This window comes from Streptomyces sp. NPDC046925 (genome assembly GCF_040644915.1).
Classification (GTDB): domain Bacteria; phylum Actinomycetota; class Actinomycetes; order Streptomycetales; family Streptomycetaceae; genus Streptomyces.
The window spans coordinates 790,053-808,567 of the sequence record NZ_JBEYWZ010000002.1 but is presented as its reverse complement, the minus strand read 5'-3'; the positions used below and the strand labels follow the sequence as shown (position 1 = coordinate 808,567).

16 protein-coding genes and 1 pseudogene are annotated in these 18,515 nt (G+C 70.6%); 6 read left to right on the top strand and 11 right to left on the bottom strand.

The features are described from left to right. Positions 1 to 2: 2 nt before the first annotated feature. The 4 genes from ABZ906_RS09985 to ABZ906_RS09970 all read right to left on the bottom strand — a co-directional run bounded on the left by ABZ906_RS09985 (position 3) and on the right by ABZ906_RS09970 (position 3,015). Positions 3 to 1,046 carry an ABC transporter substrate-binding protein gene (locus ABZ906_RS09985; RefSeq protein WP_361379831.1) on the bottom strand — a complete coding sequence of 348 codons (1,044 nt, stop codon included), beginning with the start codon at positions 1,044 to 1,046 and terminating at the stop codon, positions 3 to 5. Between the two features lie 53 nt (positions 1,047 to 1,099). Next, the gene (locus ABZ906_RS09980) at positions 1,100 to 1,894 is read right to left on the bottom strand and encodes an ABC transporter ATP-binding protein (RefSeq protein ID WP_361379829.1); all 795 of its coding nucleotides are present in this window, start codon (positions 1,892 to 1,894) and stop codon (positions 1,100 to 1,102) included. Further along, positions 1,867 to 2,787 carry an ABC transporter permease gene (locus ABZ906_RS09975; protein ID WP_361182721.1) on the bottom strand — a complete coding sequence of 307 codons (921 nt, stop codon included), beginning with the start codon at positions 2,785 to 2,787 and terminating at the stop codon, positions 1,867 to 1,869. The genes ABZ906_RS09980 and ABZ906_RS09975 overlap by 28 nt, the downstream gene beginning before the upstream one ends. Before the next feature lie 144 nt (positions 2,788 to 2,931). Further along, positions 2,932 to 3,015 carry a putative leader peptide gene (locus ABZ906_RS09970; protein WP_349817350.1) on the bottom strand — a complete coding sequence of 28 codons (84 nt, stop codon included), beginning with the start codon at positions 3,013 to 3,015 and terminating at the stop codon, positions 2,932 to 2,934. Positions 3,016 to 3,116: 101 nt separating this feature from the next. On the opposite strand from ABZ906_RS09970, the gene ABZ906_RS09965 reads away from it, so the two are divergent. After that, entirely contained in the window at positions 3,117 to 3,539 is a 423-nt protein-coding gene (locus ABZ906_RS09965; protein WP_361182719.1) for a secondary thiamine-phosphate synthase enzyme YjbQ, read from the top strand. Positions 3,540 to 3,646: 107 nt separating this feature from the next. Here the strand turns inward: ABZ906_RS09965 and ABZ906_RS09960 are convergent, their stop codons facing one another. From ABZ906_RS09960 to ABZ906_RS09930, 7 genes are all read right to left on the bottom strand, one after another. Further along, the gene (locus ABZ906_RS09960) at positions 3,647 to 7,732 is read right to left on the bottom strand and encodes a trypsin-like peptidase domain-containing protein (protein WP_361379826.1); all 4,086 of its coding nucleotides are present in this window, start codon (positions 7,730 to 7,732) and stop codon (positions 3,647 to 3,649) included. Positions 7,733 to 7,738: 6 nt separating this feature from the next. Further along, positions 7,739 to 8,050, bottom strand: a complete 312-nt coding sequence (locus ABZ906_RS09955; protein ID WP_361182717.1) for a CU044_2847 family protein — start codon at positions 8,048 to 8,050, stop codon at positions 7,739 to 7,741. Positions 8,051 to 8,146: 96 nt separating this feature from the next. Beyond that, positions 8,147 to 8,650 (bottom strand): MarR family transcriptional regulator, encoded by a 504-nt coding sequence (locus ABZ906_RS09950; RefSeq protein ID WP_361379823.1) that lies wholly within the window; start codon positions 8,648 to 8,650, stop codon positions 8,147 to 8,149. Between the two features lie 65 nt (positions 8,651 to 8,715). Beyond that, positions 8,716 to 9,150 carry an STAS domain-containing protein gene (locus ABZ906_RS09945; RefSeq protein ID WP_361182715.1) on the bottom strand — a complete coding sequence of 145 codons (435 nt, stop codon included), beginning with the start codon at positions 9,148 to 9,150 and terminating at the stop codon, positions 8,716 to 8,718. After that, positions 9,147 to 10,238 carry a cobalamin-dependent protein gene (locus ABZ906_RS09940; RefSeq protein ID WP_361379820.1) on the bottom strand — a complete coding sequence of 364 codons (1,092 nt, stop codon included), beginning with the start codon at positions 10,236 to 10,238 and terminating at the stop codon, positions 9,147 to 9,149. Before ABZ906_RS09940 ends, ABZ906_RS09945 begins: the two co-directional genes overlap by 4 nt. Beyond that, positions 10,235 to 11,785, bottom strand: coding sequence for a GAF domain-containing SpoIIE family protein phosphatase (locus ABZ906_RS09935; RefSeq protein ID WP_361381379.1), 1,551 nt, complete (start codon positions 11,783 to 11,785; stop codon positions 10,235 to 10,237). Before ABZ906_RS09935 ends, ABZ906_RS09940 begins: the two co-directional genes overlap by 4 nt. A gap of 340 nt (positions 11,786 to 12,125) precedes the next feature. After that, positions 12,126 to 14,564, bottom strand: a complete 2,439-nt coding sequence (locus ABZ906_RS09930; RefSeq protein ID WP_361379817.1) for a tetratricopeptide repeat protein — start codon at positions 14,562 to 14,564, stop codon at positions 12,126 to 12,128. Between the two features lie 176 nt (positions 14,565 to 14,740). Here ABZ906_RS09930 and ABZ906_RS09925 point away from each other — a divergent pair, with 176 nt between their 5' ends. The 5 genes and pseudogenes from ABZ906_RS09925 to ABZ906_RS09905 all read left to right on the top strand — a co-directional run bounded on the left by ABZ906_RS09925 (position 14,741) and on the right by ABZ906_RS09905 (position 18,461). Then, on the top strand, positions 14,741 to 15,196 hold the full coding sequence (locus ABZ906_RS09925) for a carboxymuconolactone decarboxylase family protein (protein ID WP_361379814.1): 456 nt from the start codon (positions 14,741 to 14,743) through the stop codon (positions 15,194 to 15,196). Between the two features lie 74 nt (positions 15,197 to 15,270). Beyond that, positions 15,271 to 15,723: a DUF1801 domain-containing protein gene (locus tag ABZ906_RS09920; protein ID WP_361379811.1), complete on the top strand. Its 453-nt coding sequence runs from the start codon at positions 15,271 to 15,273 to the stop codon at positions 15,721 to 15,723. Between the two features lie 151 nt (positions 15,724 to 15,874). Continuing rightward, positions 15,875 to 15,970, top strand: a pseudogene (locus ABZ906_RS09915) (branched-chain amino acid ABC transporter permease); the annotation flags it as partial. Between the two features lie 128 nt (positions 15,971 to 16,098). Beyond that, the gene (locus tag ABZ906_RS09910) at positions 16,099 to 16,659 is read left to right on the top strand and encodes a PadR family transcriptional regulator (RefSeq protein ID WP_361379808.1); all 561 of its coding nucleotides are present in this window, start codon (positions 16,099 to 16,101) and stop codon (positions 16,657 to 16,659) included. Positions 16,660 to 16,739: 80 nt separating this feature from the next. Further along, a complete protein-coding gene (locus ABZ906_RS09905; protein WP_361379805.1) occupies positions 16,740 to 18,461 on the top strand; it encodes an acyl-CoA dehydrogenase family protein in 1,722 nt (573 codons plus the stop codon). Positions 18,462 to 18,515 lie beyond the last annotated feature (54 nt).

Below are 18,515 nucleotides of genomic sequence, written 5' to 3'. Positions count from 1 at the left end.
GGTCAGGACTCCTTGTCGTACGAGCGCGGCTTGCTGGTGGAGGGCGGCAGGTTGCCGTTGAAGCGGGTGTCGACGAAGTCGCCGAAGTCGACGCGGCGCGGGATGAGTTTCTGGTCGGTGAAGGTGTCCGCGATCTCCTGCTCGGAGGTGATCACGTTCTTGTCGATGGCCACCGGGACCCGCGTGCCGTTGCTGCGCTTGACGGAGGCGAGTGCGGCCTCGTACGGCAGTCCGGTGTCCTTGGCCCACACCTTCGCCCACGCCTCGGGGTGGTCGTAGACCCAGTCCTGGGCCTTGCGCAGCCGCTTGAGGTAGTCGGCGATCGCCGCGGACTTCTTCTTGTCCTTGAGCGCGTCGGGCGCCGCCACCTGGAAGCTGAGGCCGTTCACCAGGCCTTCGCCGTCGGTCAGAATGCGGCCCTTCTTGCTCTCCAGGACCTGCGAGGTGTACGGGTCCCACACGGCCCAGGCGTCCACCTTGCCGCTCGTGAACGCGGCAAGGGCGTCGGCCGGCTGCAGATACTTGACCTTGACGTCCTTCAGGCCGAGCCCCGCCTTCTTGAGGGACGCGATGAGCTGGAAGTTCGCCGACGAACCCTGGGTCACGGCGATGGACTTGCCCTTGAGTTCCTCGGTCTTCTTCAGGGACGAGCCGTTGGGAACGAGGATGGCCTCGCCCTTCGCGGAGCCGTGGTACGCGGCCACCGCGGAGATCTTCGAGTTCGCTCCGGCGGCGAAGACGGGCGGTGTGTTGCCGACGGCGCCGAGGTCCACGGCCTTGGCGTTGATGGCCTCCAAGAGGGGAGGTCCGGAGGTGAACGTCGACCAGTGGATCTTGTACTTCAGGTCGTCGAGCTCCCCTGCCGCCCGCAGTACGGCCTCCGAACCGCCCTTCTGGTCACCGACGTTGAGAGTGAGCGACCCCTTGCCGTCGGTCCTGCCGCCCGCACCGGCGGAGGAGGTGCTCGCGGAGGGGGAGCCGGAGCATGCGGCGAGCAGCAGGGCCAGGGGGATGAGCAGGGCGGGGGCGGCGATGTGTCGTCGCATGGTGAGTCCGTTCGGTGTGTTCGTGCTGTGCGGGGAGGGGGTTGCGGTGCGGGTCACGCCGCGGCGGCGGTCTCCGGAGAGGCGTTGCCCGCGTCGACGTCATCCGCGTCGACGCCAAGGCGCCGCAGAAGCTCGGCACGCAGCTCGCCGAAGCGCGGATCGGCGATGCCGCGCGGCCGGTCCAGATCGATCTCGGTCTCGTACGCGATGACCCCCTCGTCCATGACGAGCACCCGGTCGGCGAGGAGCACGGCCTCCTCGACGTCGTGTGTGACGAGCAGGACGGCGCAGCCGCGCCGCTGCCACAGTTCGTCGACGAGCCGCTGGGCCTTGATGCGGGTGAGCGCGTCGAGCGCGCCGAACGGCTCGTCGAGCAGCAGCAGATCGGGCTCGCGCACCAGGGCGCGGGCCAGCGAGGCGCGCTGGGCCTCGCCGCCGGAGAGCGTCTTGGGCCAGGCGTTCGTACGGTGCTTGAGACCGACCTCCTCCAACGCCCGCTCGGCGAGGCCGCGTTCGGGCTTGCCCTTCAGGCCGAGCAGGACATTGCGCCACACCCGCTTCCAGGGCATGAGGCGGGGTGCCTGGAACGCGACGGCCTTGCGGCGGGGCACGAGGACGGTGCCCTCGATGTCGCGGTCGAGCCCGGCGAGGATGCGCAGAAGGGTCGACTTGCCGCAGCCGCTGCGCCCCAGCAGGGCCACGAACTCGCCCGGCCGCACGTCGAGGTCGAGCCTGTCGATGACGGCGCGCCCGTCGAAGGTGCGGGTGAGGCCTTCGACGCGTACGGCCGAGGTCGCCCGCGTCGTGGGGGAGGGGGTGGTCACCGGCCGGTGAACGTCGGTCGCCATTGCAGCAGCAGCCTTTCGAGGGTGCGGACGATGAAGTCGGCGATGAGGCCGAGGAAGGCGTAGACGATCAGGCAGACGACGATCACGTCGGTCCGCAGGAAGTCACGCGCCTGGACCATCAGGAAGCCGATCCCGGAGTCCGCGTTGATCTGCTCGGCGAAGACCAGGGCGAGCCAGGCGATGCCGAGGGAGTAGCGAAGGCCGGTCATCGCACCCGGCAGCGCGCCCGGCAGGATCACGTGGCGCACGAGCCCCCACCGCGAGAGCCCCAGGGATTCCCCCGCCTCGATGAGCTGCGAGTCGACCCCGCGGATGCCCGCGTACACGTTCAGGTAGAGCGGGAAGGACACGCCGAGGGTGATGATGGCGACCTTGGGCGCCTCGCCGATGCCGAACCAGATGATGAACAGCGGGATGAGCCCGACGAAGGGCACGGTGCGCAGCATCTGCACGCTGGCGTCGACCAGGTCCTCACCGACGCGGAAGAGCCCCGAGACGAGCGCGAGCGAGGTTCCGACGAGCGTGCCGAGCAGCATCCCCACGGCGACCCGCTGGAGGGAGACCCCCATGGCGGAGGTCAGCGATCCGTCGGAGAGAAGGTCACGCGCGACACCGGCGATGGTTCCCGGCGCGGCGAGGATGTCGGGGCTCAACGTCCCGGTGGAGCTGAGGAGTTGCCACAGGGCGAGAAGCGCGAGCGGGCCGCAGGTGCGGCGCAGCCAGCGGGGGACGCGGGCGCGGCGGGTGGAGGCGGGGACGATGGGAACGAGATCGGGTTCGCCGCCTGATTGGGGGACGGTGCTGGGGTCGTCGACGGTTTCGGCGGAACCATCCGACTTGGATATACCCGAAATGTCGGATACGGGATCTGGCGGGGCATGGCTGATGCTCAAGGGTGCTCCACGGCAGGGCAGGAGGGAGGGGTACCCCAGAGGCCAGGGCGGGGGACGGCTGGACCGACTAGATCAACCGCACGCAGGCATCAGGGCAGAGAAAAGCAAGGGTGAAAAAGGGGAGGGGCTGAGGCTGAAAGAGCGTCAGCAGCCTCGGCGACACGCAGCAGAAGCCACCCGCAGCAGGTCGATGTGACCGCGCGTGGTGAGCAGAGCTGAACGCAACATGCCGCAGAACGTAGCCAGATCGTCGGCGTACGGTCAATGGCGTCTCGAAAGGCGGACTCCACGTATCAGTGAATGGGAGTCACGTGAGGGAAGATGGACCCATGTCCGACGCTTTCACCACACGTGTCCTGAACGTCACCACCGGCTCGGAGGAGAAGGTCTTCGACCTCACCGACGCCTGCCAGAACTTCCTGCGCGAGGTGGCAGGAGGCCGCGACGGCCTGCTCAACCTCTTCGTCCCGCACGCCACCGCCGGCATCGCGATCCTCGAGACGGGCGCGGGCAGCGACAACGACCTCCTTGCCGCGCTGCACACCCTGCTCCCCGCCGACGACCGCTGGCAACACCGCCACGGCAGCCCCGGCCACGGCCGCGACCACGTCCTCCCGGCCCTGGTCCCGCCCCACGCGACACTGCCGGTCCTGGAGGGCCGCCTGGAACTGGGGACGTGGCAGTCGGTGTGCCTGGTGGACACGAACGTCGACAATCCTGACCGGAAGGTGCGGATGAGTTTCCTGGGGTGATCTGAGCCCGGGCAAGGTCCCTGGAAGCCCGGGGACGCGGAGCGCCAGCGGTGGCGTGACGGGGTGAGCCGTGACTTCCGGGCTTCTCGGGCCCCTTGCGTCGGGGCTCACCCACCGACGGCGTAGTGCCGACCCGTGTTCCCGAGCGACAGGGCCAGGAGCCCGTGGTCGAGCCCGACGATCAGCCGCTTCGCCACCCACGCGACAGCAAGCGCAGGATGGTGTACGGGAACCTCCTCGACCATCGTCCGGCGCGCCACGTCCCACAGGCGCACGGTGCGGTCACTGCCGGCGGTGGCGAGAAGCGGCTCGTCCTCGTCACCGACCAGGCTCAGCGCGTTGACTGCGCCCGCGTGGCCCGAGAGATCTCCGGCGAGTTCGCCCCCTTCCACGTCCCACAGGTGAACCCCTCCGTATGCATGCGCGGTGGCAAGCGTGGTCCGCCCGGCCACGGGCAGCGTGCACATCGCGTAAGTCTCCGTCGCGGAAACCCACTTGTGGCGCTGCCCGGAGGCTACGTCCCACAGCCACACGGAGCCCTCCGGTCCGTCCGTGGCCGTGGCGACGTATGGCCGCCCGTCGATCTCCACGGGACACATGGCGTAGATCCCGCTGCGGAAGCGGACGATGTGCGCTATCTCGTTGGTGAGCGGATCCCAGAGCCGAGCGGTGCCATCGGTATGACCTGCGGCCAGGAGCGTTCGGGCGCCGACGCGCACGGAACACAGGGCGTATGCAGGTCTGGAGCTCGGACGCCGAGGCCCGGACCGGGCGTCCGAGGAGCCCCACAGCCACGTCTCGCCGTCGTCACCGCACCCGGCGAGGAACGGCTGGTCGAGCAGACGCAGCGAACACAGGGCGCGCACCCAGTCGCCATTTCCCTGCAACGAGTCGACGACGGTGCCAGTGCAGGGATCGTGCAGCTCGGTGACACCGTCGTCGCCGCCGGCGGCCACCAGCAAGTCATCCCCCCTGGATGCGGGGGAGAGAGCGCGGATCGCGCTCACCCGGCTGGTGCGTGGCGCCGCCGGGTCCCACAGCCGAACGGTGTGGTCGGCGCCCCCGCTGGCGAGCAGGTCCCTGTCGTTGACGCGAAGGACGCAGAGGGAGTCCACGGAGTCGGAGTGACCTTGAAGCGTGATGGCGATCCGTCCGGTCTCCGGATCCAGGAGCCGGACCAGATCGCCGCTCGTGCCGGCGAGCAGGGAGCGTCCCTCGACGGTGACCGCACACAGCGTGAAGGACAGCTCCTCACCGGAGATGGTGCGCACGCACCAGCCGCCCGACAGCTCCCACAGACGAACGGTCTTGTCCGCGCCCAGGCTTGCCAGGAGGGTGTGCTTCTCCACCTCCACGGTGCACAGGGCGTCGACGGAACTCTCATGTCCCTCCATGACGCGAATGCGTGCACCGGTGCCGGGGCGCCAGAGGATGATGGAGCCGTCTCCCTCTGCTCCGCCGGAGGCCAGCAGGGTTTCGCCGTCGAACGTCACCGCGCAGACACTCTCGACATAGCCGGTGTGCCCAGAGAGGACCGCGGTGCACTGTCCGGCCGCGGGATCCCAGACGCGGACGGTTCCGTCGGCGCTCGCGGTCGCGAGACGGGGGCCGTCGGCCGTTTCGAACGCGCACAGGTCGCGGATCGAGCTGAGGTGGCCGCTCAGATAGCCCGCGGCGCACTGCCGGGATTCGTTCCACAGCCAGACGTCGTTGTCCGTGGCGAGAGCGAGATACGTCTGTCCGTCGACGATCAGGCCGCACATCGCCCTGATGCGCCCGAACTCGGGTGTGAGCCGCCGCACCGTGCGGGCGGTGACCGGGTCCCAGAGCCGCACGGTCCCGTCACCGGAGGTGCTGGCGAGCAGGGTGTGGGACGCGGGGCCGAGGGTGCACACGGAGCGGATCTCACCGCTGTGACCCTCGAGGACCGCCTCTTCGGCGCGCGGGGCGACCGCCGCCCACTCGGCTCGGTACGGACTTTCCGCCGCCAGGGGTCCGTAGACCTGCCTGAACCCCTCCTGCGTCTCGGTCACGCTCAGGAGAGCCGCTCGCCGGGCGGGTTCGCAGTCGATGGCCTGCGGTGTCCGGCGCAGGAGCTGCGCGCGTTCCCGGGCCGCCTCGGAGAGCGCCGAACCGCTGGCCGGAATGAGGCGCCGCAGGTCCGCGTAGAGCGCGTAATCCGCCTCTGCGAGCAGTTCATCGATGATCTTTCCGCGGACGGCGTGCCGGGGCAGCGAGCGCAACAGGTATGCGGGGGCGCGGTTCCAGCCGAGCCGTCGGCCGCAGGCGATAAAGGAACGTGTGAGCGCGCGCTCGTCGGTCACGGTGGAGCCGAACTCGGCGCGGGTCTGCCGCAGAGCGTCGTCGAGGGCCTGGTGGAAGAGCCGGAACACGCCCGTGTTCTGGTCGTTGACACCGGTCTCGACGAGGAAGTTCGCAGCCGACGAGCGTGCCAGGGAATGGAGTTGTGCTTCGCTGAGGCGGTGGCCCGTGAGCTGTTGCACCGCGGCGCTCCACAACGGCAGCGGCAGCCCGGGCGCTTCGGCGTAGGCCAGGACGCTCAGGGCCTCGGCCGCCGTGGCGCCTTCGATGGCGGGCAGCCGTGCGAGGTATTCCGTCAGCGCCGCGGCGACGGTGGGCGTGAAGGCGATGTCGGCGGGCGAGACCGCGCGGGTGTCGTGCAGGCCGTGACCGCGCGCGGTGAGTCCGGCCACGAGGAAGTTCGCACCGGCGAGTTCGGCGATGCGGGTGGCGACCGGGCGTGCGGTGCGCTCATCGCCGTACGGGTTGTCGGGCCGCTCGTCACCCAGGAGTTGGAGTGTGGCCATCGTGTAGGCGACGAGGTCAGCCTCGGCGAAGAACTCGGGAGCGTCGAGGTCGAGGACGTGGACAGCCGTGCCGAACGAGTCGAGCAAGCTGCCCGCATCATCCCGGCGGCGGCTGCCCACCAGCACCCTGACATGGAGATCCGCGCAGGTCTCGGCCAGGGGGATGGCGATATGCCGTGCGATGAGGCGGGCTTGCTGCGCGCTGGTGGCCTCGTCGAGGGCGTCGATGACCACGATGAACGGTGTGTGCGCGGAGGCGGGCCGCTCCGACAGGGCGGCTCGCAGTACGGAGGACAGGTCGCTCGCGCGCTCGGGCGGCGAGGCCGAGGCCGCGGTGGCGATCTCCTCGGCCACTTCGAGAGCGGTCTTCCCCTTGGCGTGTACGGCGCAGGAGACCGAGCCGATCGGGGCACGCAGGGCGTCATCGTCGGCCGGGAGCGAAGCGGCGATACCGGGGTCCGCCGAAGTGACCACACGCCCGAGTACCGCCGACTTGCCCACGCCGGGCGATCCGGTCACCATCAGCACTTTCCGCGGCGCGGCCGCGCAGGTCATCCAACCGACGATCTCGGTGAGCGCGGCGGTACGGCCCCGGAACCGGAAGCCCTGTTCGGCGTCCGTGCTGACACCGCGGGCGCGCGGCTTCCAGTGCCGGCCGGCCTCCGGGTCATCGTCCAGCGTCCAGCCCCACGCCGCGAGTGCCGTCTCCCCCGCGGCCTCGGCCGACCAGTCGGCGAGCAGCGCGATCTTCTGCTCGGGCAGGCACTTGTCGGCCTGATGGAGCGTGAGGGCCCGGGCGTCACCGGAGCCGCTTGCCTGCCCGACCAGCCCCACGACCGATTGGTACGTAGGCGACCACAGCGCGGCGCCGCTGTAGCCGGGTTTGACGGGGTAGCGCGAGGCCGTGTCGAGTCGAACCCAGCCGAGGGCGAGCGATTCACCGACTGTCCCGTCCGACGAGTTGCCGAACACGTCGCCGTCGGGGAATCCGAAAGCCCACCATGCCTCGCCGACAAGGGCAGACGGCGTCGGCCGTCGCAGCCGCGCCGCCGGCTCACCGGAGACCGGCTCCGCGAGCACCAACACGGCCACGTCCTGTGCGCGGCGCTTCGCCGGGGACTGCGGTGCGATCACGTCCCGTATGCGGAAGCGACGATCCATGTACTGGTCCGACTTGGAGAACGCCACCCACAGCTCACGTGTCTTCTCCCACGTGGAGCAGGCGACGTGCGCGCAGGTCAGCACGCGATGGTCATCGATGAGGAAGCCGGAACCCAGCACCTTCTCGTCGTGCTCCGCGCTGTGTACGGCGGCCACCCACGCGTCGGTGCCCGGACGCGGGCCCGAGCCGGCAGCGGCGTTCATCGGAACTCAGGATCCGTCCGCCGATACGGGACGCCATGTCAGCGACACCTCGAAGTTCGCGTCTGTCGAGGCCTTGGCGACGATCCAGTTGGCTGTCCCGCTGACCTTGATGCCGAACTTCACCTGGACCTCTGCGGGGCGGAGCGCCGCTGCCTGGTCGAGTACCGTACGGGCGGCTTCCACGGCCGGTCGTACGGCTTCGCGGACCTGGCCCACGATTTCAGCGGCGCCGACCGGGTGGAACTCGTCCGTCGGGGAGATCTCGAACCGCACGACCGTTTCGTCGTCCAGCGCGTACGACACCACCTGATCTGCCATCGCGGCCCCCTCCACAGTGTGAGATCACAGCTTAGGACCAAGCCGTCGCCGTTGATGAGGAGTTGGGTACTCGCGCGGGCTTCAAGGCGCCCGAAGTCAGGCCGCCGGGATGAAGCCGGGTCTGCTTTCCTCCTCGGCTTCTGCCGTGAGGCGGGCGTGGAGGCCCGCGAGGCCCTTGGCCAGGGCGCGGCGTTCTGACTGGGGGAGGGCGTTGATGACCTCGTGCAGGGTGGTCTCGCGTTGTTCGCGGATGCTTTGGAGGTGGCCTCTGCCCTCGGGCGTAAGCCGCACGGTGACTTCGCGGCCGTTGCCGGGGCACGGCAGGCGCTCAAGGAAGCCGGTGGCCTGCAGGCGGTCGCACATGCGGGTGACGGAGGGCGCGGCGGTGGCGAGCCGGGTGCACAGGGTCCGCATGCGTACCCCCTCGTCGCGGTCGACGAGGTACATCAGGCGCAGCTGTGAGGCGGAGACGGGGGCGAGGGCGGCGGCGGTGGAGCCTCTGGCGTGTTCCCACAGCACGTCGAGGTGTTCGACGATCGCGCCGGCGGACCGGGTGGCTTCGCGGGAGAACCTGCGGGTGGTCGGGTGTCGTGTCGGCATGTGCCCTGTCCGTGGGTCTGGCCCCTCCCCGTGCCTGGTCGGGGAGCGGAGCGGGTGGAGTGGCGTTAGGTGGGTGCCGTGCGGTCCTGCGAGCCGGCCGGGTCCGTGTCGCCGCCGGTCCTCGGAGGTTCTGCCGTACCGCCGGAGGAGGACTCCGCGCCGTCCGCCAGAGGCGCCGTGAAGTGGTCCAGGGTGCCCGTGAGGGTCAGGAGGCGGTTCAGTTTCGCGGAGCGGTCGTCCAGGTGGAGGCGGACGCCGGCCGCGGTCGTCCTGCGGTGGATCATCAGCAGGATCGACAGGCCCATGGAGTCGACGGCTTCGAGCCCCGCGCAGTGCAGGTGCAGGTCGCTCAGGCGCGGGTGCTCGGCGAGCTTGGCGGTGACCGCGAGCAGGAGGTGGTCGGCGTTGTCGTAGTCGAGGTCGCCGTACACCTCTATGCGGACGGTGTCCTCGGTGTCGACCGTGGTCAGGCGCAGGGGAGAGGGTGGTGTCGTGGTCATGCGGTCTTTCCTGCGGTGATGCGGTGTTCGGGCGTGAGCGCGGCGATGCCGTGCCGGAGGGTCCGGGTGGCCCGGGGGAAGTCCTTGAGCTCGCGGGCCAGGATGTCCAGGGCCGGCGGCAGGCTCTGCGCGGGCACGCCGCGGGCGGTGAGGATCCCGGCGGTCCAGGTGATGAACCAGGTGAAGAGGTCCTCGTCGCCGAGGTAGAGGGAGGTGGCGAGGAAATCCACGATGTGCGCGAGGTCTTCCGCGGTGCGTTCGCGCTGGTGGTCGCTGTACGTGCGCATGGCGGGGAACGCGTCTTCCAGCGCGGTCAGGACGGTGCGCACGAGCGAGGTGCTGCTGCGCGTGACGATGCTGTATTCCTGGTCTTCCAGGTGGGGCAGGTCATCGATCGGCTGGTGATCGGGCTGCGGGCGCGGCAGCGGCGCCCGGGCCAGGCGGTCGGCCGCGGTACGGGCGTCGGGGGCCCAGGCGTCGGCGCCGAGCAGGCGGGCGTACTTGCCGCCGGGTCCGAACGCGGCTCCGCCCGCGAGTACGGGTACGCCGACGGCCTGACAGGCGGTGATCGCCGCGTGTGCGGTGGGCAGCCGGGTCGCGATCGAGCTGGAGAGCGCGACGACGTCGGCGTCGGTGCGGTGCAGGTGGGCGATGAGATGCGGCGAGGGGACCTGCGCACCGAGGTAGTCGACGTGCCAGCCGCGCAGCTTCAGTACCTCGGCCAGCAGGCGCGCGGGCAGCGCATGCCATTCGCCGTCCACGCACGCGACCGTGATCCTGCCCAGGTCCGGGGTCGTCCGCGCGGCCGGATGCACGGAGAGCGCCGCCACCCGTTCGTTGATGGCGGTCGCGGCGTGCTCCTCGGCCACGGTGAGGCGGTTGGCGGCCCACTCCTCGCCGACCTTGCCCTGCACCGAGGCGATCACGTCGATGAGCACGCTCTCCGGTGCCATGCCGTCGTCCAGAGCGCGCAGCACCACGTCGGTGGCCGCGCGCTCGTCGGCCGCCGACACGGCTGCCCACAGTTCGGCCGTCAGTTTCTCGACTGCTTCGCCGGCGGTCGGCCGGTGCGGCGTTTCGGTGGTCATGCGGTGTACCTGCCCCGAGTATGGCCGTTCACCGCACTCAAATGCTGCGTTCGGGGCGCGGAGATCACCACGACGGCCATGTCGTCGTGCCTGCCCTTGCCGACCCACTGGGAGGCGAGCATCTGGATCCGCTCCACGATGCCCTCGGAGGGCATGCCCGCGCACTCCGCGAGCACGCGCTGGAGGCGCTCCTCGCCGAATTCGGTCCCGCCCAGCGGTCCGCCCTTGGCTTCGGTGATCCCGTCCGTATAGAGCACACAGGATTCACCGGGCGCCAGAGTGACCGCGGCGGTGCGAGCCCTGGCCTCGGGGATCGCCCCCACCAGCGTGCCGCGTGTCGCCGCCTCTTCCACCTCGCCGTTCGTGCGGATGATCAGCGGCGGCGGATGTCCGGCACTGGTCAGCCGCAGGTTCACGCCGCTGCCCTCCCGTACGGCGGAAGCCAGGACCAGCGTGGCGAAACGGGTGTGGTGGGAGTTGACCAGGGCGGTGTTGAGCAGGCTGATCATCTGCTGGTGGTCGTCCGCCATGGGCAGCAGGGCGTGCAGGGTGTTGCGGATCTTGCCGGTTAGCACGGCGGCTTCCAGGCCCTTGCCGCAGACGTCCCCGAGCGCCACGAGCGAGGCCTCGCCCTCGACGGCGGCGGGGTGTACGTCGTAGAAGTCGCCGCCGATGCGTTCATGGTCCTCCGAGGGGCGGTAGCCGCCGGAGAAGTCCACACCGGAGATCTGGTGCAGCGAGGGGGGAAGCAGTTCGCGCATCAGGACCTCGGTGATCGAGGTCTGCTCCGCGTACAGGCGTGCCGCCGACATGGCGGCGCCGGCGCGCGTGGCGAACAGCCGGGCGAAGACTTCCTCGCCGTCGGTGAACGCCGCCGTGCCGGAGCGGCGCAGCAGCACGAGGGCGCCCGCGGCGACGCCGTGCCCGGGCAGCGGGGTGATCACTATCGAGCCGACGGGACCGAAGTCGTCGGGCACCATCCAGTCCGGTGCGACGGCGGGGTCGATCCACCGCGAAGGCACCGGCGGGAAGCCGCGCAGCGCCTCGCCGAGACCGGGCACGTCGTCCGGGTCCGCCGACTCCTGGGACCGGACGGGGCTGCCGCCGCGCAGACAGGAGACCACCGGCAGCCGCTGCCCGCGCGAGGGCACGACGACCAGGGCCGCGTCGGCGAGGTACTCGGCGGCCAGCTGCGCCGTCACGTCCATGCAGCGCTCCAGGTTCAGCGAGGCGAGCAGCAGGTTGGACGTCTTGGCCAGGAACTCGGTCCGCTCGCGCTCCATGCGCAGGGCTTCGCGCACCAGACGGTGATCGGTGTCGTCGATCAGCCACCACACCACGGAGCCGTCGCCCTGCACGCTGGAGTGCGCCTCGAAGCTGCGCTCACTGATCGCACCCCAGACCGGGGTGTCCGCCTCCGCGTCGACGTGCCGGCCGGGCTCTCTGAGCGCGTCGTGCGCGGCGGAGAGCCAGCCGGGGACCACGTCGCTGAAGAAGGTACCGGGGCGGGCCGCAGGCAGGAGCCCGTCGGCTGCGTCGCTGCGCAGCACGATGGTGCCCTCGCCGTCAGCGACCAGGACGGGATAAGGGGCGTGGCGCAGAGAGGCGCGATGATGCTCTGCGCCGATGTCTGTCTGCGCCTCGATCGGCGCTTGGGAAGAAACCAAATATGGAGGACTCGCTGGGCGAATCCCTCACCTCATCGACTCGGAGGAACATTGCCGTTAAGCAACCATCCCTCACGTCACGCACGTCTCGCAACCAGGGCTTATGTCCGCGAAATAACCTGGTCCTCAAGAAGTTTGAGCTACCCGGATCGGGAGACCCGATCGGGGTAGCCCGCCGTGTGCCGAGGGTGACTTCCGCTCCTCGGAAAAGGGGCCCTGGCTACGGTTGCAGGGCGGCCTGACCTGCGGCGCGGTGGTCCGCGGCGGCGGTCGGATCGGCCTCGTCGAGCAGGGCCGCGATCCCTTCGTGGGCCAGCGCTTCCTCATGTCGGTGTCCGAGGCGCGGGGCGAGTTCCAGAGCCTGTCGGTGCAGGCGCAGGGCCTCCTCGGGCAGGCCCGCCAGCCGGCAGGTCTCGGCGTAGCCGTTGAGGAAGCGGATCTTCCAGTGCTCCTCGAACAATTCATCGAGGAGGGTGAACGCCTTCTGGTGGCTCTCCAGCGCCTCCTCGTGGCGGCCCATGCGCCGCAGCGCGACGCCCAGGCAGTTGAGACACCACGCCTCGTTGTGCAGGTGCCCGTCCTCGCGGGCCAGCGTCAGCGCCCGCCGCAGATGGTCCGCCGCCTCGTCGGGCTCCTCGTGGGCGATGGCGACGCCGAGGGTGATCAGGGCCGTCAGGGTGGGCGGCCACGCGGGGTCGGTGTGCGGGGCGGCAAGGACCTCACGGGCCCGCTGCGCCGCTTCCTCGCGGTGCCCCAGCTGCAGCATCGCCCAGGCCTCCGACGCGGCCGCGTACGCCGCGCCCGTGCGGCAACCGGCCTGCTCGTACAGCTTCCCGGCCAGAGCGAAGAGTTCGAGCGGCTCCTCGACGTGCCCCTCGTCCCACTTCAGGTAGCCGCGGCGCAGGGTCAGTTCGGCCTCCGACTCCGTGGCATCCAGCCGGGCCAACCCCGCCCGCGCCTCCTCGTACGAGGCAGCGGCCTCGGCCATGCGGCCCGCGTTGTAGCGCGCGAAGCCGAGATCGCTGTGTGCGTCGGCAAGTTGCAGCGGATCGCCGAGGCGCTCGGCGGCGGCCAGGGACCGTTCGAAGAGGACGTTGAGATGGGTCGTGCCACAGCGCCGCGCGAAGTACGCCCGCAGGAAGCGCGGCAGCTCGCACACGTGCGTGTCGGCCCCGACGGCCGCCGCCGTCTCGAAGGCGGCCACCACGTTCTCGTACTCCGCGACGAGCCAGGAGAACGCCGCGTGCTTGTCCGCGAACCGCGGCAGCGCGGCCGGTGGCCGGCCCGCGGAGGGCGGCCGGCCGGGCGACAGGAACGGCATCGCGGCGTCGGCGGCGGCCGCCGCGTGCACGTAGTAGTCGAGGAAGCGGCCAAGGGCGCGCTCCCGCTCGGCCGGTGAGTCCTGCTCCGCGCAGGACCGTCGTGCGTGCTGGTGCACCAGGTCGTGCAGGAGGTAGCGGCCCGCCGTCGACTCCTGTACGAGGTGCGCGTCGACCAGGTCCTCCAGGATCGCCCGCGCGCCGTGCAACGGCATGTCCGCGAGCGACGCCGCCAGGTACGCGTCGAAGGATCCGCCCGGCAGCAGGCCGAGCATCCGGAACAGGCGGGCCTGCGCGCGGTCCAACTGCCGTACGGACATGGCGAACGCGGTGTCGAACTCGCTCACGCCCTCGGCCATCCGCTCGACGAGGATGCCCACCGTCCAGCCGGGCCGGTGCCGCAGCCGGGCCGCGGCGAGGCGCAGGGCCAGCGGCAGATGGCCGCACAGCCGCAGCACCTCGGCGGCGGACTCCGGTTCGCGGGCCAGCCTGCCCTCGGCGCCGCCGGGATCGCCGCTGGCGCGGGCCAGGAGCTCCGCGCTCTCCCGCGGGCTCAGCACGTCGAGCGAGACCGGGGGCACTTCGTCGAGGCCGAGCAGCCGGTTGCGGCTGGTGATCAGGGCGACGGACGGGCCGGCTCCGGGCAGCAGCGGGCGGACCTGCTCGGCGTCGGCGGCGTTGTCGATCACCACGACGACCCGCCGGTCGGCGAGCTCGGAGCGCCAGCAGGCGGCCAGCTCCTCGACGCCTTCGCGCGGGACCTTCTCGGAGGGGACGTCCAGCGCGCCGAGCAGCATCCGCAGCGCGGAATCGGGGTCGAGCGGTTCGCGGCCCTCGGTGAATCCGTGCAGGTCCACATAGAGCTGGGCGTCGGGGTAGTCGGCGGCGAGCCGGTGCGCCGCGTGCATCGCCAGACAGGTCTTGCCGACACCGGCCATGCCGTCGACGGCGACCACCCGGTGGCTGTCCACCGCCGCCATGACGGCGGCGAGTTGGGCCTCGCGGCCGGTGAAGTCGGCCACGTCGCGCGGCAGGTCGTTGCGGGGCCTCGGCCTGCCCTGGCGACTGGACTTCGGGGGCGCGGGCAGCGGGTTGGAGGCGCGCTCCCACAGGGGGCGCAGCGGGCGGGGGTCGCGCTTGACGAGGCGGCAGAGCGCGATCACCGCGGGCCACGGCGGCGGGGTCTGGCCGCTGAGGTAGCGCGAGAGGGACGAGGAGCTGAGGCCGGTGTCCCGTGCGAGGGCCCGTACGCCGAGCCCGGACAGTTCCTGGAGCAGCCGCAGCCGGGCCGCGAGATCGCTCTGCGGGTCAGTCTTCGCCGTGCGGTGCGGCTCGTCCACCAGATACCCCCGTGTCCCGTGTCGGCAGAAACCTACCGGGCCAAGTCCTCGCAGCTCAAGGGTGTTCCAGCTGTCCCACGGTGTCCCATCGCCGTGGTCGTGGCGAGCGGATCGGGCTGATATGGAGTCACGCCCCGAGGGAACGGGGACCGAAGCGGAACAAGGAGCAGACCGAGATGCAGTCCCGTATGCAGAACCCCGCCGTCGTCCTGTCCGACGCGATGCCCGCCATCCAGTCCCTCTTCAAGGCCGTGCACTCCGGCGGTGTGGACGCGCAGACCCTGGAGCTGGTGCATCTGCGGGTCAGCCAGATCAACGGATGCAGCGCCTGCGTCGACGGCGGCGCCAAGTCGGCCCGCAAGGCGGGCGTGAACGACGAGCGGCTCGCGACGGTCGCCGCCTGGCGCGAGGCCCCCTACTTCACCGAACCGGAGCGGGCGGCGCTCGCCCTCGCCGAGGCCGCGACCCGGCTCGCCGACCGTCCCGACGCCGTGAACGACGAGGTGTGGGACGCCGCCGCCACCCACTTCGACGAGAAGCAGCTTGCCGCGCTCGTCCTCATGGTCGGCGTCACCAACCTCTTCAACCGGCTCAACGCCTCGACCCGCCAGATCGCCGGCGCCTGGGGGTGACCCTCCCCGGCACCACCGCTTGCAACCGGCCCACGCACACGACACGCACGCCCGCGTACACGAGGAGACCTGCCATGACTGCTGTGAAGTTCGACGGATTCACCGACGAGGAGCGCGGCGCGATGAAGGCGCGCGCCCGGGAGCTGAAGGAGTCCGCGCGCCGCGGATCGCGCGCCGCCAAGGCCGCGGAGGAGGAGGCCGCCGTGGTCGAGAAGATCGCCGAGATGCAGGAATCGGACCGGGTCATGGCCGAGCGGATCCACGCCGTGATCAAGGAGAACGTGCCGGAGCTCGCGCCGAAGCTCTGGTACGGGATGCCCTCGTACGCCAGGGACGGCAAGGTCGTCTGCTTCTTCCAGAGCGCGCAGAAGTTCAACGCGCGGTATGCGACGTTCGGCTTCAGCGACAAGGCGGCGCTCGACGACGGCGCCATGTGGCCGGCCTCGTACGCCCTGAAGGAACTGACCGCCGAAGGCGCGGCGCGGATCGCGGCGCTGGTGAAGCAGGCGGTGGCCGACCTCGCCTGACAAGCCGGCCGCCTGACCTTCCGGACGTCTTTGCCGGCCCTGCGGGGCCGGCTTGACGTGTTTCAGGGCGAAGCAGGGACGGTGCCGTTCCCGACCGGACAGCGCCGCCTGCGGTCCCGCCGGACCACAGACGGCAGATCGCGGCCGGAGTGCGGCCACGCCGCTGGCAGCGGTCGCGCCGACGGTCACCGTGGTGAACGTCCGACACGTGTTCTACGCGTTCTCGTTCCCGCTGCACTTGGTCAGGAACCCTGACCCGGCCAGGAACTCCCTCGCGGCGTTCGCCGGTCGGTTCGTACAAATGCGCGGGTGAGCCGTGTCTCACCAGGGCGGCCCGGCTTGTTTATGCAACGAGTTGCATAGCAGGATCGGGGCATGGCGCTAGAGCACGCGATCCTCGTCTCGCTGCTGGAGAAACCGGGCTCCGGCTACGAGCTGGCCCGGCGGTTCGAGCGGTCCATCGGCTACTTCTGGACCGCCACCCACCAGCAGATCTACCGCGTCCTCAAGCGCATGGAAAGCGACGGATGGGTCGACGTCCGCGAAGTGCCGCAGCAGGCACGGCCGGACAAGAAGGAGTACTCCGTCGCCGCTCCCGGGCGGTCGGCGCTCTCCCAGTGGCTGCACGAGCCGATCGAACCCGAGAGCGTGCGCCACGAACTCGCCGTGAAGATCCGCGGCGCCGCCTTCGACGATCCGGTCGCCCTGATCCACGAGGTCGAGCGGCACCGCCAGGCGCACGCCGACCGCCTCGCCCGCTATCTGGCGGGGGAGCGGCGTGACTTCACCGGACCCGACGCGCCCGCCGTGCCCGACGTCGGGCAGGAGCTCCAGCACGTCGTGCTGCGCGGCGGCATCGCGTACGAACGGATGACGCTCGCCTGGCTCGACGACGTGCTCGAAACCCTCCACCGGTTCGGCCCTCCCGGGGACTGAACCGGCCCGGGGACTGAACCGGCACCACCCCACCTCGCTCCACCCCCGAGAAACCTCCCGAGCCGGAAAGGCGAACACCCATGGCCGACCCGCTGCTGTTCAACCCGCGCACCTACGACCCCCAGCAGTTCGACCCCGAGACCCGCAGGCTGCTGCGCGCCACCGTCGACTGGTTCGAGGCCCGCGGCAAGCGGCGGCTGATCGAGGACTACCGCGACCGCGCCTGGCTGGCGGACTTCCTGGAGTTCTCCGCCAAGGAGGGCCTGTTCGCGACCTTCCTCACCCCGGCCTCCGCCGCCGGGGGCAAGCCGGACGCACGCTGGGACACCGCCCGGATCGCCGCCCTCAACGAGATCTTCGGCTTCTACGGCCTCGACTACTGGTACGCGTGGCAGGTCACCATCCTGGGTCTCGGCCCGGTCTGGCAGAGCGAGAACGAGGCGGCCCGCACGCGCGCTGCAGAACTCCTCTCCCAGGGCGAGGTGTTCGCCTTCGGCCTCTCCGAGAAGACCCACGGCGCCGACATCTACTCCACCGACATGCTCCTGGAGCCCGACGGCGACGGCGGCTTCCGGGCCAGCGGCTCCAAGTACTACATCGGCAACGGCAACGCGGCCGGCCTCGTCTCCGTCTTCGGCCGCCGCACCGACGTCGAAGGCCCCGAAGGCTACGTCTTCTTCGCCGCCGACAGCCGCCACGACGCCTACCACCTGGTCAAGAACGTCGTCGACTCCTCCAAGTACGTCAGCGAGTTCCGCCTGGAGAACTACCCGGTCGGCCCGGACGACGTGCTGCACACCGGCCGCGCCGCCTTCGACGCCGCCCTCAACACCGTCAACGTCGGCAAGTTCAACCTCTGCACCGCCTCGATCGGCATCTGCGAGCACGCGATGTACGAGGCCGTCACCCACGCCCAGAACCGCATCCTCTACGGCCGCCCCGTCACCGCCTTCCCGCACGTGCGCCGCGAGCTCGCCGACGCCTATGTCCGTCTCGTCGGGATGAAGCTGTTCAGCGACCGCGCCGTCGACTACTTCCGCTCCGCGGGCCCCGACGACCGCCGCTACCTCCTCTTCAACCCCATGACGAAGATGAAGGTGACCACGGAGGGCGAGAAGGTCATCGACCTGATGTGGGACGTCATCGCGGCCAAGGGCTTCGAGAAGGACAACTACTTCGCGCAGGCGGCCGTCGAGATCCGCGGGCTGCCCAAGCTGGAGGGCACGGTCCACGTCAACCTCGCGCTGATCCTCAAGTTCATGGGCAACCACCTCCTGAACCCGGCCGAGTACGAGCCCGTGCCCACCCGCCTGGACGCGGCCGACGACGACTTCCTCTTCCGGCAGGGCCCCGCCCGCGGCCTGGGCGCCATCCGCTTCCACGACTGGCGCACCGCCTACGACGCGTACGCCGAGGTGCCCAACGTCGCCCGTCTGCGCGAACAGGCCGACGCCCTGTGCGAGTTCGTGACCACGGCCGCCCCCGACGAGAAGCAGAGCCGCGACCTCGATCTCCTCCTCGCCGTCGGCCAGCTGTTCGCCCTGGTCGTGCACGGCCAGCTGATCCTGGAGCAGGCGCGCCTGACCGGCCTCGACGAGGACGTGCTCGACGAGCTGTTCGCCGTGCTCGTACGCGACTTCTCCGCGCACGCCGTCGAACTGCACGGCAAGGACTCCGCCACCGAGGCGCAGCAGAACTGGGCGCTCGGCGCGGTACGGCGCCCGGTCGTCGACGAAGCGCGCTCGGCGCGGGTGTGGCAGCGCGTGGAGGCGCTGGCCGGAGAGTACGAGATGGCCCCGTAGTCCTTACACCCTTACACCTGTGGATCGACGGCGCGCGCGGGCCTGGACAGAGCG